Source organism: Pseudotabrizicola alkalilacus, assembly GCF_003443995.1.
Lineage (GTDB): Bacteria > Pseudomonadota > Alphaproteobacteria > Rhodobacterales > Rhodobacteraceae > Pseudotabrizicola > Pseudotabrizicola alkalilacus.
The window spans coordinates 1-15,028 of record NZ_QWEY01000018.1; the positions used below are offsets into that span (position 1 = coordinate 1).

Annotated in this window: 15 protein-coding genes and 1 pseudogene; 3 read left to right on the forward strand and 13 right to left on the reverse strand. The window is 59.3% G+C overall.

Annotated elements, in window-relative coordinates; genetic code table 11:
• On the reverse strand, positions 1-276 hold a 276-nt coding region (locus tag D1012_RS23075; RefSeq protein ID WP_233517224.1), incomplete at its 3' end, for a hypothetical protein.
• A gap of 93 nt (positions 277-369) precedes the next feature.
• Between D1012_RS23075 and D1012_RS20700 the strand changes: the two genes are divergently transcribed.
• Positions 370-915, forward strand: coding sequence for a YaeQ family protein (locus D1012_RS20700; protein WP_118156035.1), 546 nt, complete (start codon positions 370-372; stop codon positions 913-915).
• 83 nt (positions 916-998) lie between these two features.
• Here D1012_RS20700 and D1012_RS20705 read toward each other — a convergent pair whose 3' ends face one another.
• A complete protein-coding gene (locus tag D1012_RS20705; RefSeq protein WP_199489591.1) occupies positions 999-1,823 on the reverse strand; it encodes an ornithine cyclodeaminase family protein in 825 nt (274 codons plus the stop codon).
• Positions 1,824-1,835: 12 nt separating this feature from the next.
• Entirely contained in the window at positions 1,836-2,963 is a 1,128-nt protein-coding gene (locus D1012_RS20710; protein ID WP_118156036.1) for an alanine racemase, read from the reverse strand.
• A gap of 92 nt (positions 2,964-3,055) precedes the next feature.
• On the opposite strand from D1012_RS20710, the gene D1012_RS20715 reads away from it, so the two are divergent.
• Positions 3,056-3,952 (forward strand): LysR substrate-binding domain-containing protein, encoded by an 897-nt coding sequence (locus D1012_RS20715; RefSeq protein ID WP_118156086.1) that lies wholly within the window; start codon positions 3,056-3,058, stop codon positions 3,950-3,952.
• Positions 3,953-4,099: 147 nt separating this feature from the next.
• Here the strand turns inward: D1012_RS20715 and D1012_RS20720 are convergent.
• The 7 genes and pseudogenes from D1012_RS20720 to D1012_RS20750 all read right to left on the reverse strand — a co-directional run.
• Positions 4,100-4,528: pseudogene (locus D1012_RS20720) on the reverse strand (LysR family transcriptional regulator); the annotation flags it as partial.
• Positions 4,529-4,584: 56 nt separating this feature from the next.
• The gene (locus D1012_RS20725; RefSeq protein ID WP_118156037.1) at positions 4,585-5,613 is read right to left on the reverse strand and encodes an ABC transporter ATP-binding protein; all 1,029 of its coding nucleotides are present in this window, start codon (positions 5,611-5,613) and stop codon (positions 4,585-4,587) included.
• Positions 5,614-5,637: 24 nt separating this feature from the next.
• A complete protein-coding gene (locus tag D1012_RS20730) occupies positions 5,638-6,471 on the reverse strand; it encodes a PfkB family carbohydrate kinase (RefSeq protein WP_118156087.1) in 834 nt (277 codons plus the stop codon).
• 20 nt (positions 6,472-6,491) lie between these two features.
• A complete protein-coding gene (locus D1012_RS20735; protein WP_118156038.1) occupies positions 6,492-7,337 on the reverse strand; it encodes a carbohydrate ABC transporter permease in 846 nt (281 codons plus the stop codon).
• Between the two features lies 1 nt (position 7,338).
• Positions 7,339-8,211: a carbohydrate ABC transporter permease gene (locus tag D1012_RS20740; protein WP_118156039.1), complete on the reverse strand. Its 873-nt coding sequence runs from the start codon at positions 8,209-8,211 to the stop codon at positions 7,339-7,341.
• A 143-nt stretch (positions 8,212-8,354) separates the two neighbouring features.
• Entirely contained in the window at positions 8,355-9,608 is a 1,254-nt protein-coding gene (locus tag D1012_RS20745) for an ABC transporter substrate-binding protein (protein ID WP_118156040.1), read from the reverse strand.
• A 57-nt stretch (positions 9,609-9,665) separates the two neighbouring features.
• Positions 9,666-10,649 (reverse strand): SIS domain-containing protein, encoded by a 984-nt coding sequence (locus D1012_RS20750; protein ID WP_118156041.1) that lies wholly within the window; start codon positions 10,647-10,649, stop codon positions 9,666-9,668.
• A gap of 173 nt (positions 10,650-10,822) precedes the next feature.
• On the opposite strand from D1012_RS20750, the gene D1012_RS20755 reads away from it, so the two are divergent.
• Entirely contained in the window at positions 10,823-11,587 is a 765-nt protein-coding gene (locus tag D1012_RS20755; RefSeq protein ID WP_118156042.1) for a UTRA domain-containing protein, read from the forward strand.
• Here D1012_RS20755 and D1012_RS20760 read toward each other — a convergent pair.
• From D1012_RS20760 to D1012_RS20770, 3 genes are read right to left on the reverse strand one after another with little or no spacing between them, the layout of a single operon-like run.
• Complete coding sequence (locus D1012_RS20760; protein ID WP_118156043.1) at positions 11,584-12,702, reverse strand: ABC transporter ATP-binding protein; 1,119 nt, start codon at positions 12,700-12,702, stop codon at positions 11,584-11,586. The genes D1012_RS20755 and D1012_RS20760 overlap by 4 nt on opposite strands.
• 28 nt (positions 12,703-12,730) lie before the next feature.
• Positions 12,731-14,140, reverse strand: coding sequence for an NAD(P)/FAD-dependent oxidoreductase (locus D1012_RS20765; protein WP_118156044.1), 1,410 nt, complete (start codon positions 14,138-14,140; stop codon positions 12,731-12,733).
• A gap of 1 nt (position 14,141) precedes the next feature.
• On the reverse strand, positions 14,142-14,996 hold the full coding sequence (locus D1012_RS20770) for a PfkB family carbohydrate kinase (RefSeq protein ID WP_118156045.1): 855 nt from the start codon (positions 14,994-14,996) through the stop codon (positions 14,142-14,144).
• Positions 14,997-15,028: the final 32 nt, after the last annotated feature.

A 15,028-nucleotide genomic window follows, 5' to 3' on the forward strand; every position in this document is an offset into this window, starting at 1 on the left:
GCCGCGCAAGTGGCGGGACAGGCCTCCGATGTGTGATGTCTCCACCCTGCCCCGCCACACCCCGATTGAGTCGAGAAAGGACATTTCTACTTTGATGAAGCGCGGACTCATTATCTTGGTGACAACATTGCGTTCAGGCAGGACACATTCAATTTGCACTTGCGACAATTCGGGAACTTCAAGGGAATAGATGGCAGCTTCCTTGTGCCGATTACAGTCGAACCAACTGTTGCAGAGCGCAGGATTCCCGCCAGCCAGCCCGTTGTCAGACGCCACTCCCGTTCATGCCGGATGTTCGTGGCGTTATCTTCTTTCACAAAGTCACCAGACCCGGTAAGCATCCCAATCTTTCAAGTTTTGGGACAAAACATGGCGCAGAATGCCACCATATACAAAGTCGAGCTTTCGGTCTCCGACATGGATCGGCACTACTATGAAACCCATAAACTGACCGTTGCCAAGCACCCCTCGGAGACAGACGAGCGGTTGATGGTACGCATCATTGCCTTCGCACTGAACGCCCATGAAAATCTGGAGATGACCAAGGGTCTTTCAGCCGATGATGAACCAGACATCTGGCAAAAGAGCCTGAGCGGCGAACTTGATGTGTGGGTGACCCTGGGGCTTCCCAGCGAAAAGGTGATGCGTCAATCGTGCAGCAAGGCTGACAAGGTGATCGTCTATCCTTATGGCGGCAGGACAGCCGAAGTTTGGTGGGACAAGATCAAGACCAGCACCACGCGTTTTGCAAACCTTCAGGTGATCGGTTTCTCTGAGCAAGATACGGGTGAGCTGGCGAAATTGGCAAGCCGCACGATGAAGCTCCAGATCAACATTCAGGACGGCGATGTAATGGTCAGTGTCGGTGACACCATCGTTTACGTATCCCCGCTAAAATGGAAAAGCGCTGCGTAACCCGCGAGCGCCCGCCTCAAAGAGCGGAGCCGGATGTTCAGGGAGGCCTGCATCCGTCGCGACGCTGGTTCAGCCAGAACCGCCTACGGCTGTCTCGCGTCAATACACACTGTATGCCGGTCGAGGATGGCCTTCGCCATGTAGAGGTCTTGCATGGATATGCCCGAACTGTCGAATAATGGTGATCTCGCTTTCATTCTGTCGCCCTGGCGCATCGCCTGACAGGACCGCACCAATGGCGTCCGGATCGGCATGCTGAAATTCGCCGATGCGCAACGACTGCTCCGGCAGATCACAGAAAAGACAAGCGCGCGCAAAAAGGGCACGGGGCAGTTCTGCTTTCCCCGAGAGTCCGACCCCATTGAGGAAATATGTGTTCCCGGACGGACCCATTCGGTCTCAAAGAGCGGTGCGGTCGAGGTTGTCGCGCAGATGATGATATCTGCAGCCCGGACAGCGGTTTCTGCCGGCGCAGACTTTGCTGGTAAGCCAGAATTCCGCAAGCCTTCGACAAAGATGTTTGTACGTGACGGGTTTCTGCCGACCACCCGTAAACGGGACAGGTTCTGTATGCGGGCGATAGCCCGTGCCCCATAGGCCGCTTGATGGCCGGTTCCAAACAGGGCCAAGACCCCTGCATCCGCCGCAGCCGTGCGATAGCAATTGAATGCCGGTCTCTCGATCAAAGCACCAATACGACCGGTGGTCTGGTCGATCAACAAGATCGTCGAGGCATGTCTTGGCAGCCCCCTTGCATCATTGGTAGGAAAATATGCACCGACTTTCAAACCAGCCAGTTCGATATTCGAGGCCGACTTGATGGTGAAGCGGTTTTGCGGGGCACAGCCTGCAAAGGCGAGTTCGGGCGTGACAATGGCAGAGGACTGCGCCTCGTGTATCAGGATCACGTCGCGGTCTCCTCACCAGCCACCAAAACGGTCCCAGGTTTTCATCGGGCCACCGCCCTGCTGCAGCACGTTGTAACGGTCATGCTGTGCGGCAGTCGCGCACGCGTGATTGGGCAGGATGCGCAAGCGGGTTCCAACGGGCAGGTTCGGCATCGGCTTGTCTGCGCCGGGGCGAAGGGAGACGATTCCATGTTCCTGATTGGCACTACTGACGATCAGGTCATTCAGAACGAGGCCGTTTTCGTCGCAAACCAAACCATAACCCTGATCCACATCCTGCGAGGCTGTTCCACGGTCCCGTGACAATGCCATCCAGCCCGCGTCGATCATTGTCCACCCCTTGGCCGGCTGATGTCCGATCACGGTCGTCAGCACGCTGAGCGCGATGTCATCGGGGGTGCAGACGTCGATCCCCGCCATCACAAGGTCAAAGAACATGTAGACCCCGGCCCGCAGTTCCGTGACGCCGGTCAGATCACGTGCGGCGTGGGCGGTCGGTGTCGAACCAACGCTCACGACAGCGCAGGACAGACCCGCTCCACGCAACACTTCTGCTGCAGAGACGGTTGCCTTACGCTCCAGTTCAGCAAAGTCGGCATGCGCCTCGACGCCGCGAACAGTATAGCTTTCGCCTGCATGGGTCATAACCCCGCGCAGACATCCGCTGTCATGCAAGATGCGCCCCACTTGAATCAGAACCGGGTCATCCGGTCGCAGGCCACCGCGATGGCCATCGCTGTCGATTTCGATCAATGCGGGCACGTTTGCCCGTGCCACGGCCTGCGCTTGTGCCTGATTGTCAAGGATCACAACCAGGTCGCAGCCCTGAGCACGCAGCGCTTGCACGCGTTCCAGCTTCTGCAGCGCGATCCCGACTGCGTAAAGGATGTCGGAGTGGCCCGCGTTGTGAAAGATTTCGGCCTCTGCCAAGGTCGAGACAGTGATCGAACCGGGCGCGCCGCCAGTCACACGGTTTGCAACGTCAAGCGACTTCGCGGTTTTCAGATGCGGCCGCAGTGAAACACCCAGGCCAGTGGCACGCTCGGCCAAACGCGTGATGTTGCGCATCATCCGCCACTCGTCGAGCAGAAGCGCGGGTGTCGGCAGAGCCTTCAGGCTCAATAGATCAGGGTCTGTCATCGGTCGATCCTCAAGCTGTCTCTGACGATCTAACATTGATGTCCCTTATGGCATATTTACATGAGTTGAAGCTTACATTAAGCTGCGCCTTAATGATTGATGTATCCGACTTGCGTTTTCTCACGGCTCTTTCTGCGGCACCAAGCCTTGCGGCAGCGGCACGGGCTCTGAATGTGACCCCGCCCGCTGTGTCGCAACGACTGTCGTTGCTGGAGGACCGGCTGCGCTTGCGCCTTATCGAACGCGGTCGCGGCAACCTTTGGCTGACGGCAGAAGGGGCCTATTTCGTCGAGCGCGCAAAAGGCATTCTGGACAATGTCGAAAGTCTGAAGGACGAGATGTCTGCCCGTGCTGGCCGGGTCGAGGGGCCGCTGCACGTGATTGCGCCTTTCGGGTTCGGGCGGCTGCGCGTGGCTCCGGTTCTGGCACGCTTCGGAAACGAGAACCCGGAGCTGCGGCCAACACTCAGCCTCAGCGAAGACCCTGTAAACACAATCAATAGCGGGCTCTGGGACGTCCTCATTCATGTCGGGCGACTGCCACATCTAAGGATCACGCAGCGCAAACTGGCGTCGAACCGTCGATTCCTGGTCGCTTCGGTCAGTTACGCCAGACAATGTGGCCTTCCGCAACGCCCGCAAGACGTGTCAGTCCATAGGGTCGGCGTGGTTCGCGAGAACCGGGCCGACGCGACGCTTTGGCCACTGACCGGACCCGGTGGCATCGAGACAAGCTTGCGGGTGCAGCCTGTCTATGCCTGCAACGACGGGGAAGTTCTGCGAGCCTGGGCATTGGATGGTTTCGGCATCGTCGAACGATCCGAGTGGAGCGTTTCAGGCGACCTGGCCGAGGGTAAATTGGTGCGGGTGCTCCCCGATTGGTCGCTTCCGGACGCTGACATCGTGGCCCTGCTCAACCCCGCTACCGTGCGATCACTCCGGATAAGCAAGTTTGTCGACAGACTGGCGACCGATATCGGGAACACGTGACCTGACCGAGCACAGCTCGACAGGACTTGCGGGGTCATGTGCGGTGGCCAGCCTGACTATGTCGGCAATTCCGGTAGACCAGTCCTGAGCCGGAACGGTGACCCTCGGGGCGAGGGTTCATCCGTCGGTGGCAGGTATGGCCCATGCCGCGGCCACCACAGCTGGGCGTGCGGGGCCACCCAGCGGCAATGCGACCATATCGCGCGGCACCAGATTGGCGGGCCGGATGCCCAGATCGAACCCCTCGGCGACGATATCAACAAGACGGCCTTCGGTCACAAGGTCAACCTGCATCTCGGGATAGTGGCGCAGAAATGACAACACCAGTGGCGCGACCACCCGCCCCGCCTGCACCGAAACGTTGATCCGCAGCATTCCCGACGGCGTTTCGCGCCAAGAGCGCACGGTCTCCATCGCGGCGCGGATCTCTGTCAACGCAGGTGCGACACGGGCAACAAATTCACGCCCGGCATCGGTGAGCGCAACGCTGCGGGTCGTTCGGTTGAACAGCCGCACGCCAAGGCTGGCCTCCAAGCGCCCGATCACATGCGACAGCGCGGTGGTGGCTATGCCCAGAGGCTGCCCAGGGAGCGGCCTTTCAGGTCGGATACAGGTTGCGCTCATGCGACGGCTCAACCCAATCGCTGTCCTTCGGCATCGAAGCAATGAACATCTTCAGCCGCGATTCCCAGCTTGATGTCAGAGCCGCGCGTGACGGGGCAATCCCCCGCCAGTTTGGCAATGACCGCTTTCTCAGCCGCGGTTTTTACATGCACAAGTGTTACCTCGCCCAGATGCTCGACCAACAGGACACGGCCTTCGATCACCGCCGGATGTTGAGCATCGGCCAGCACCAGATGTTCCGGGCGCATCCCCAGATGAAGCGGCCCATCTGGGTCCGATACTGGCTTTCCGTCCACGATGCGCCCGCGCACGATGTTCATGGCCGGTGATCCGACGAACTGAGCGACAAAGAGATTGGCCGGGCGATGGTACAGATCCATCGGAGTGCCAACCTGTTCGACGCGCCCCGCATTCATCACCACGATACGGTCGGCAAGTGTCATCGCTTCGACCTGATCGTGGGTCACATAGACCATCGTGGCTTGTGGCAGACGTTCATGCAGACCGGCAATCTCGACCCGCGTTGCGACCCGCAACGCAGCATCGAGGTTCGAGAGCGGCTCATCAAACAGAAAAATCCGGGGCTCGCGCGTGATGGCCCGACCAATGGCCACGCGCTGACGCTGCCCGCCAGACAGCTCTTTGGGCAACCTGTCCAGATAGGGCCCTAGTTGTAGCATCTGCGCGGCCTTGTCGACACGACGCGCAATCTCGTCTTTTGGCAGACGCGCCATTTTCAAGCCGAACGCCATGTTCTTGCGTACGGTCATGTGGGGGTAAAGCGCATAGGACTGAAACACCATCGCAATGCCGCGCTTTGAAGCCGACACTTTGTTGACCACAACGCCATCAAGCTCCAGCGTGCCAGAGGTGATTTCCTCTAAGCCTGCAATCATCCGCAAAAGCGTGGATTTCCCGCAGCCCGAAGGGCCGACAAAGACCACAAGTTCTCCGCTGTCGATCTGGAGGTCAATGCCCTTGAGCACCTCGAATGTGCCATAGGATTTGCGGATATCGGACAGAACAAGCTTGGCCATGGGGGTTCCTTGGGATCTTTCTGGTCAAAATGCGGGATGCGGATAGCCAAAGGCAGCAGGCCAGCCACAGGCGCGCGCTGCTGCTGACGCGGCAAGGGGAAGGGCTGCAAAAGCATCGGTCCCGCCGATCGTCGCGGCCAGCCAGCCCGCGATAAAGGCGTCCCCTGCCCCCATCGTATCAACCACTTGTGCCGGCATGATGCCTTGCCGGACCACATGTGTTCCATCACTGAACAAGGCGCCTCGCTCCCCTTGTGTCACGCAGACCTGAGCGGGCCCCAGCGCGTGAATGTGTCGGATCAGCTCCAAGGCGGCCTCTTCCTCCAGATCGGAACCGGACAGGAACGCCGTCGTGACATAGGGACAGACCTGCGCGAAATACGCTGCATCCCGCAGGGCAGAGAAATCAAAAGACAGCCTCTGCGCGGTCTTTGCGATGCGCGGCAACTCGTGCTCCACATAGCTGAAGCAGGATGAATGGACATGACCCAGCCTCGCAATCAGTTCCAGGTCGTCCTCATCCAGCCGTAGCGTCAGCCGCTTGCGCAAGCCGCCCTTGTTCGACCCCAGAAAGACCCGGTCTCCGTCCTGCAGCGTCACTTTCGCCTTGCCGGTTTCGCCCATGGCAACCCGCAGTCCGGCATCCGAAAGGCCCTCGGACAGAAGGCTGGCATGAACATGCGCGCCTTCCTCATCATTGCCGATGATCCCGATATAGGCGGTGTCCTGCAGCCCGAAACGCCGGGCCAGAACCGCCACATTCAGCGCGTTGCCACCAGGATAATAAACGCCCTGGTCAAGATAATGGTCCACGACATTGTCGCCGATACCCACAAGTCCATACGCGGGGGTGGTCATAGTCAGATCTCCGGGGTTGGTCATCCCTTCACCGCCCCTGCGGCAAAGCCGGACATGAAGTAGCGTTGTGCCAGAATGAACATGATCACGATGGGTGCGGCCGAAATGACCAGCCCGGCCACCAGTACACCCCAATCTGTCATCAACGCATCGCGGAAGTTCATCAGCCCGGCGGGCACGGTTTTCAGCCGGTCACTGTCGATAAAGATGATCGCGAACAGGAACTCGTTCCATGCGTGATAGGCCGTCAGCACCGAGGCAGTCAGCAGGATAGAGCGGCTCATCGGCAGGTAGACATGCCACAGTGTCTGGAACGACGTGCAGCCGTCGATATGGGCGCTGTCATCCAGATCGCGGGGCACCGTCACAAAGACCGCGCGGATCAGCAGCACGGTGATCGGCAGCCGATAGGCGGTATACATCAGGATCAGCGCCAAATGTGTATCGTGCAAATGCAGCGCCTGCATCATCTTGTAAAGCGGCACCAGAGCGACCTGGGGAGCCACCAGCATCCCGCCAATGCAGGCCATCAGCACCAGACCTGCCGCGCGCCCCGCACCGCCCGCTTCGGCCCGCGTCATGCCAAAGGCGGCAAGCGACGACAGGGCGAGGGTCAGAACAATGGTGCTGCCCGTCACGATGACGGAGTTCATGAAATAGGCAGAAATCCCGCCTTGCCATGCCTTTACATAGTTTTCGACCACCCAGACCGTCGGCATCGTCCAGGATGCCTCGAAGATCTGTTGCGTGGTTTTGAACGAATTGGTGATCATCCAGAACAAGGGATAGATCACAATCACCGAATGCAGCAGCAGCACCAGAATGACCAGCAGACGACCGGGGTGCCGGGCAAATGTGGATGTCATCTTATTTCGCCTTTCCGAAGACACGCAGTTGCAGCAGCGACACCACCATGGTTGCCACAAAGATCAGTGCGGCAATGGCAGCGGCATAGCCCATCTCGTCGCGAAAGAACGCCGAGCGGTACATATAGGTGGCAAGGGTGGCCGAGGAATCGCCCGGCCCGCCGCCGGTCATGATGTAGGGTTCGGAAAACACGGTGATTGATCCGGTGACCGTGACGACTGTGGCCACAATCAGCATCTCGCGCACCTGTGGCACGGTGATATGGAAGAACTGCGCCACCGCCCCCGCACCGTCGAGTTCGGCCGCCTCATACAGATCACGGGGAATGGACTGGATGGCGACGATGAACAGCATCATCACATACCCCACACTCTGCCATTGCGAGACGGCGATAACGGCATAGATTGCGGTGGCGCTTTCGCCCAGCCACGCCCGCGCCCAATGACCCAGACCCACGGCTTGCAGCGCCATGTTCAGCAAACCACTGAACGGATCGTAAAAGAAGGTGAAGACAAAGGCGATCACCGTGATCGACATCACCACCGGAATGAAAAACAGGGTGCGGAACAGCTTTGCCCAGAACCCCAGAAATGCCTGGCTCAGGATGGCTGCCAGCACCAGCCCCAGCCCGACCTGAAACATCACCGACAACACCGCATACAGGCTGACGTTGACAAGCGCGGTCACGATCGCCGGATCGGTCACAAGCCTCTGGTAATTGCCCAAGCCTGCTGGCCGCATCACCGGGTCAAAGGCTGAAAAGCTGTAAAAGCTGTACCAGATGTTTGCGACCAGCGGATAGAACACGAAAACCGCCGTCACGATCAGGAATGGTGCCGTATAAAGCAAGAGGTCGGTAAGCCTGGCGGGCATCGGTCTGTCCTTGCAAAAGTCACGGGGTCTGGGTCGTCAGGGATAGATCGTCAGAGATCGGAAACCGGCAGCGGCACCTTGGCCGCTGCCTGTCGTCCGGCACACCTCAGCGGGGAGCGCGCCAAGGTGCGGCTGCGCGAAGGTCAGAGCCCGTCGCGCACACGCTTTGCCGCGGCCTGCACATCGGCCATCACGTCAGCCGGGGTTTTCTGCCCGTCAAGCAACAGCTGAACCCCCTTCATATAGGCATCTGCGACATTCGCATCGAGCGCGGTGTCCAGCCAGATATAGGGGTCGCCGGCATTCATGATCTGGTCAAAAGCAACGATCTGTTCAGGCGTTGCAGACTGATCGGTCACCGCCCCCTTGATCGGGCTGATGATGCCGGTCTCGGTGGTCAGCCGCGCGCCCATCTCGGGTGAAAGCAGGAATTGCAGAAATTTGACCGCTTCTTCCTTGTGCGGCGAGCCTTCGGCAATCATCCAGCCCTGAGGTGCGCCCTGCAGCGTGTCCGGCTGGCCTTCGCCATCTTCGATCGACGGGAAGATGAAGAAGCCAAAGGGGAAAGTGGCGTCTTTCAGATAGCCCATTTCTGCATATTGCAGATAAGACATCGCCCCCCGCCCTGCGACAAAGCCATTCCGCTCCGTCTCATGGTCAATCCCATTCGGCGATGGGTTCATGCAGGTTGAAAGCTCCTGAAACTTCTCAAGCGCTGTCACATAGCCGGGATGGGTGAATTCGCCGGTCGCACGGTTGTAATCTGCGGCCAGCACTTCGGCGGGGATGATCCGCTCGTTGAAGGTGCCGATGTAATGGCTGATCGCCCAAGGCGCTTTCGAGCCGAACAACAGCGGCAGCTGGCCCGCCTCTTTCAGCTTTGCACAGACGGCCATCAATTCGCCAAAGGTCTTTGGCTCTTCGGTGATACCGGCCTGCGCCCAGCTGTCCTTGTTGTAAAAGATCGCCTTGCCGTCCATCTGCCATGGCAGGCCATAGACCTTGCCATCCATGGTAAAGGGCTCGATCTGGGCCTCGATGATGTTCCCGGCCCAGTCGGGGTTGGCCGCCAGAACCGGCGTCAGATCCATGGACCGGCCGGCACGCGCGATGTTAAAGGCCCACTCGCCGCTCCAGGAAAAGAAGATATCGGGCTGGTTCGATGACCCCAGAACAACGCGGATCTTGTCTTTGTAGGAATCGTTGAGCACCTGATCGGTCACAACCGTGATGCCCGGATTTGCCGCTTCGAAATCAGCGATCACGCTGTCGATATACGGCTTGAACGGCGCATTTGGCCAACGATGAAACAGCTTCAGCTCCACATCCGCAAAGGCGGGGGCGGCGCTTAGCAGGGCGAGGGTGACGGCCGAAACCGTCCGGGACAGTCTTTTCATCTTTCTTCCTCCTGTTGGGTTTGCCGGAGGGGGCTTACCCCCTCCAGCGGGGCAAGCTCAGTATTCCATCTTCCACATATAGCGACGGACCGAAAGCGGATGACCTTTGGCATCCGCCAATTTGTCGGCATAGGCCCGCAGCACCGATGAGAAGACGAGGGGCTGCAGATACTCGGCGACCGAGGCGGGCATCTCATCAACACCCAGTGCCTTTGCGTCGAGGACCGTCATGCGCTGTGAGTATTTCTGCGCAAAGGCCAGCGCGCGCTCATCCACGCTGCGCGAAGCACCGACGCCGACCAGCTGCACAAAGGGAACGTCGAAATCGGTGATCTCGAAAGGCCCGTGGAAGTATTCCCCGGCATGAATGCAGGCGGAGTGGATCCACTGCATCTCCTGATAGATACAGATCGCATAAGAATAGGCCGGGCCATAGTTCGCGCCCGATGCCATGGTGTAGATCACCGGCTCGCGCTTGTGCGCCTCGGCATAGGCAGCAATCGCTTCTTTCTGGTCGGCGATGGCCTTGTCAACGATGCCACCGATTTTGGCCAGCCCAGCATCAATGTCGACCACCAGCTTGCTGCCTTCACGCGCCGCGAGAATGCCAAAGGTCAGGCGGGCCAGTACGGCAGGCGAATGCTCGGCACTCATCGACATTGGGGCGTGCGTATAATTGATGGTGTGCTCAGACGCCTCATCCAGCGGGCTGCCCGGCACATGGGTCAGTGAAATGGTCAGCGCCCCCGCGGCGCGGGCGATTTTTGCCGCCTCGACAGTTTCAGGCGTGGTGCCGGAATGCGAGCACAGGATCACGACCGATCCTTTCCCCAGCCGCTTTGGCGCGCGCGCCTTGAACTCGGCAGCATTCAGGGCCTGCCCCGCAATCGAGGAGGATTCCCGTTCGACAGCATATTGGTTGGGAAGCATCAGCGCATATGAGCCGCCACAGGCGACATAGAAAATATCCGTGACTGTACCGCAGTCAGCGACTGCCTTCAGGGCGTTGGTGATCTGGGTGGTGATCGTCTCGGTCAGCATCTTATCTCCGATATAATGTTATATAACGTTATACATAAGTTCTCAGTGATACCTGAGTCTGTCAACACTAATTTTCCTATATTTTTCAATAGGATTGATTTTTCCTGCCAGAAGTGTCAAAATCTTTCGGTATTTCGCAGCCCCGACAGCAGCCTGATGAAAGGCCTTTTCATATGACCGATTTCACCGGGCCGGCCAGACTGGCAGAGGCCGCCGACAATCTCTCGCGCGTTGACTCAGTTCCGCTCTACAGCCAGATCAAGCAACGCCTTCTGGCTGAGATCGGAGAGGGCAAATATGCCGAAGGTGGCCTTTTGCCGACCGAGACCCAGCTGTGTGACATTTATGCGGTCAGCCGGATTACGGTACGCCGAGCCATCAGTGAATTGCAGGACGAAGGCGTGCTGGAAAAGCGCGCCGGGAAGGGCACGTTTGTTTCGGTCCAGCGGATTGTGACCAGCCTTGTAAAGCTCAACGGCTTTACAGAGACCTATACTGCACTGGGCGCAGACCCCCATAACCAGTTGCTGTCGATCGACACGATTGCGGCAGATATTCCGACAGCCGACGCGCTCGCACTCGCACGCGGGACGTTGGTCCTACAGGTTCGCCGCCTGATCCGGACCCGCAAAGGGCCGTTGAGTATTGATCAATCCTACTTTGAGCTGGCCCGGTTTCCAGGCCTGGCCGAAGAACTGCACGACGACGTTTCGCTTTATGGCCTGCTTCGTCAAAAGTACGGTGTTCAGGTCAAGCACTCGCGACGTCACATAAATGTTCGTCTTGCAGGGCAGGCAGACCGTCAGGTGCTCAACTGCAATCTGGGTGAGCCGCTCTTTGACATGGAAAAGATCGTGTATGATGATGACATGCGCCCCCTGCAACGTTCACTGCTCGCCACCCCCACAAATCGGATCACTTACACAATAGATGTCTAGCAACCGACAGACTCTGCCCGCAGGGTCCGCATAGCTATGCCTTCTGCATCAAAAAGACGAACTGAGTCCGGATCGGCGGCCAGCACCACAGTCATGTTCTCATCCAGTTGCGTGGTCCCGGGAACCTTGACCAGCAGCGGCGTCTCTTTCGCGGCACCCACATCGACATGCAGGATCTGCACTTCGCCCAAATGCTCGATCAACAGGATCCGCCCCTGTAAAAGCGGCTCGTCTGCCTCTGCGGCGAGACGAAGGTCTTCCGGGCGGATACCCAGATAAACCGCGCGGCCGACCTCGCTTTCCGACATCTGCAAGGGCAGATGCAACAATGCCTCATCTGCCAGACGAAAGACCGACCTCTCGCCTGCGTGCTCCACGCGCGCGGGCAGAACATTCATCGCGGGTGATCCGATAAACCCGGCAACAAACAGATTGGCGGGATTGCGGTAAAGCTCGATGGGACGGCCGACCTGCTCGATATGACCGCCACGCAGCACAACGATACGGTCGGCCAATGTCATTGCTTCAACCTGATCATGAGTGACATAGATCATCGTCGTGCCGGGCATGGACTTCTTTAACCGCGCAATTTCGACACGCGTCGCCGCCCGAAGGGCGGCATCCAGGTTCGACAGCGGTTCATCAAACAAGAACACCTGCGGATCACGCACGATGGCCCGGCCGATCGCAACCCGTTGACGTTGCCCGCCCGAGAGCGCCCGCGGGGGGCGGTCCAGATAGGGCACAAGTTGCAGCTTTTCAGCAGCTGCATGCACGCGGGCTGTGATCTCTGCCTTGGGCCTGCCCGCGATCCGCAGCCCGAATGCCATGTTCTCGAACACCGTCATATGCGGATACAGCGCATAAGACTGAAAAACCATCGCGATGCCACGTTCGGCCGGAGCCACATGATTCATCACGATATCCCCGATGCGCAACTCGCCCGAAGAAATGTCTTCCAGACCGGCAATGCAGCGCAGCAATGTGGATTTTCCGCAGCCCGAAGGCCCGACAAAAGCCACAAACTCACCTTCGGCTATATCAAGATCAATGCCATGCAAAACAGGCATGGTGCCATAACTCTTGCGCACAGCGCGCAGGGTCAGATTTGCCATTTGATTTCCCTATGATCAGCAGCGCGTCTCAGTGGCCGGGCGCAAGCGAAGAGAGCACCCGCACCCACGTAGCGGGGCGGCGGTTTTCAATCTCGGCATCGTTCCGCAAACGGATCGCGTGGCGCACCACACGGGCACCCAGATAGCGGATCGGTTCAGGCGGAAGCGCCGTGCGTCGCGCAAGGCCAACCAGTCCACTGCGTGACCATTCGTCATCATGCCCAAGGACCAGGCTGGCAAGAATGCGCCCTGCCACCGGTGTCTGGGCGATGCCGGTTCCGTTGAAACCCACGCCGAACAGAATATCGGGCTGACCGGACAGGTGGCCAAAGACCGGCAGATGCTCGGCCATGCAATCTATGGGGCCGGTCCAGTCATGTGTGATCGCAACGTCGCGAAGCGTCGGGTACACCCGGTGCAGCTCACGCAGGTTGTCGTGAGTCTGGCCAGTGCGGCGGTTGAAATCAGGCCCGAAGGCACCGGAGAACGCCACGTTGCCACTGCCACGTCCAAAAATTACCCGCCCGCCCGGCGTGCGCTGCCAATACAGCACATGTGCCTGTGCGTCACAGATCGACGCGCCACTGGTCCAGCCCAAAGCCTCCAGCTTTTCCGGCACCGGAGCGGTCGCAATGATCTGGCTGTCCACAACATACATATAACGCCGCAGCTCGGGGATGGACGCAGCCCAGGCATTGGTGGCGATAACCACTTTACCTGCCGACAACGTACCATCAGGCGTGATCAGGCGGCACAGTTTACCCGCCTCGATATGGTGCACGGGTGTAGCCTCATGCACCACGACACCACGACTTTGCGCAAGAGCGCGCAACCCAAGCGCAAGCTTGGCCGGATGGACACTGCCCGCCCGCACCTCCTCGACGCCCACATATGAACTGTCAGTGCCGCTGCGGCGCCTGATAGCGCCGGCATCAAGCGGACGCAGGGGCGCTTCGCCACGCTTGGCAGTGGCTGCAACAGCCGGGTTCCAGGCACCTTCCTGCGCGGCAGAGCTTGCTGTCCACAGCCAGCCATCCAGACGCAGGTCCATTTCGATGGTCCCCGACGAGTGCAGGGCCGCCAGCTCTTCGATCGCATCCGCAGTGGCACGACACAGGCGCAGCGCCTCTTCGGCTCCGACAACCCGCGTCAGCTGGTCGATTTCGGCGAACCAACTGTGTACTTGCCCGCCATTGCGCCCAGATGCGCCGCCGCCACAGATGTCGGCCTCCAGAATGGTCACCCGCAATTCAGGTGCCTGCTCCTTCAGTCGCAGAGCTGTCCACAGCCCGCAATAGCCGCCGCCAATGATCGCAACATCACACTGGGAGCTGCCGGACAACGGCGCCGATGCGGCGCGTGCATCAACATCCTGCAACCAGTATGATCTGTCACTGTCGGCGGCAATCGCCACGGGACGCATGGTCAATCGTGTCATGTCACACCTCCGCCGAGGCGATAACCCCGGCATATTTCTGTAGCAGCCAGTCGGGGATTGGTCCGAGCCCTTGAGGAAACCCGCCTTCGTGCATGCATGTGACCGCAGCAGCCATCGTGGCACGGCGCAGCGCCTCGGGGGCAGGCTGGCCCCCTATCATGTGATCGGCAAGAAAAGTCGCAATAAAGCTGTCACCCGCACCACAGGTATCAACCACTGTGATGGGCTGCGCCGCCCCCTGATGCAGCTTGAAACCATCATGATAATAGGCACCCCGCCGTCCGCAGGTGACAACGGCGCGCTGTGCCCCCCGCGCCAGCAATCCATCTATCAGCGGAGACACGGGCTGCGCATTGTCTTCAGGTCCGGATGCGAAAACCAACGGCACCCCCGCCAGATCCAGGGTCGCATAGGCGGTGGACAAATCAACGCTGAAATTCAGACCCGCATCGAGCAGATACCGCAGTAAGGTTGGCGAAGAATTGGTGCCAAGATGCACCCAATCCGCCTGCGCCAAAGCGGCTAGACCTTCGACACCCGGCATGTAGTGCAGGCCGACACCAAGATCTTCCAGCAAAAATCGCCGGTCGCCCAGCCGATCTTGCAACAGGGTCACGGCCGAATGACCGGGCCTGCGCTCGCAATCGGCCGGGTCAAGTCCGGCTTTTGCAATAGCGGCCAGAATGGTGTCGCCCTCGGCATCCGGACCGACAACCCCCATATAACGGACGCGCAGCCCGAGATTGCGCCATTGCACCGCAACGTTGAGTGCATTGCCGCCAACCGCAAGCTGATTGCGCGTCAGATAGACATCAAGACAATTGTCGCCCACGGCGATCATCAGGGGGCCCGTCATACCGCGCGCCTTTCCAGCAAAGCGGGCGCAAA

What these genes read in the sequence shown, in the direction of transcription:
- D1012_RS20770 (WP_118156045.1), bottom strand. Translation starts at nt 14,996, where the DNA reads ATGACGGGCCCCCTGATGATCGCCGTGGGCGACAATTGTCTTGATGTC.
- D1012_RS20715 (WP_118156086.1), top strand. Translation starts at nt 3,056, where the DNA reads ATGATTGATGTATCCGACTTGCGTTTTCTCACGGCTCTTTCTGCGGCA.
- D1012_RS20735 (WP_118156038.1), bottom strand. Translation starts at nt 7,337, where the DNA reads ATGACATCCACATTTGCCCGGCACCCCGGTCGTCTGCTGGTCATTCTG.
- D1012_RS20725 (WP_118156037.1), bottom strand. Translation starts at nt 5,613, where the DNA reads ATGGCCAAGCTTGTTCTGTCCGATATCCGCAAATCCTATGGCACATTC.
- D1012_RS20745 (WP_118156040.1), bottom strand. Translation starts at nt 9,608, where the DNA reads ATGAAAAGACTGTCCCGGACGGTTTCGGCCGTCACCCTCGCCCTGCTA.
- D1012_RS20710 (WP_118156036.1), bottom strand. Translation starts at nt 2,963, where the DNA reads ATGACAGACCCTGATCTATTGAGCCTGAAGGCTCTGCCGACACCCGCG.
- D1012_RS20730 (WP_118156087.1), bottom strand. Translation starts at nt 6,471, where the DNA reads ATGACCACCCCCGCGTATGGACTTGTGGGTATCGGCGACAATGTCGTG.
- D1012_RS20740 (WP_118156039.1), bottom strand. Translation starts at nt 8,211, where the DNA reads ATGCCCGCCAGGCTTACCGACCTCTTGCTTTATACGGCACCATTCCTG.
- D1012_RS20760 (WP_118156043.1), bottom strand. Translation starts at nt 12,702, where the DNA reads ATGGCAAATCTGACCCTGCGCGCTGTGCGCAAGAGTTATGGCACCATG.
- D1012_RS20750 (WP_118156041.1), bottom strand. Translation starts at nt 10,649, where the DNA reads ATGCTGACCGAGACGATCACCACCCAGATCACCAACGCCCTGAAGGCA.
- D1012_RS20700 (WP_118156035.1), top strand. Translation starts at nt 370, where the DNA reads ATGGCGCAGAATGCCACCATATACAAAGTCGAGCTTTCGGTCTCCGAC.
- D1012_RS20765 (WP_118156044.1), bottom strand. Translation starts at nt 14,140, where the DNA reads ATGACACGATTGACCATGCGTCCCGTGGCGATTGCCGCCGACAGTGAC.
- D1012_RS20755 (WP_118156042.1), top strand. Translation starts at nt 10,823, where the DNA reads ATGACCGATTTCACCGGGCCGGCCAGACTGGCAGAGGCCGCCGACAAT.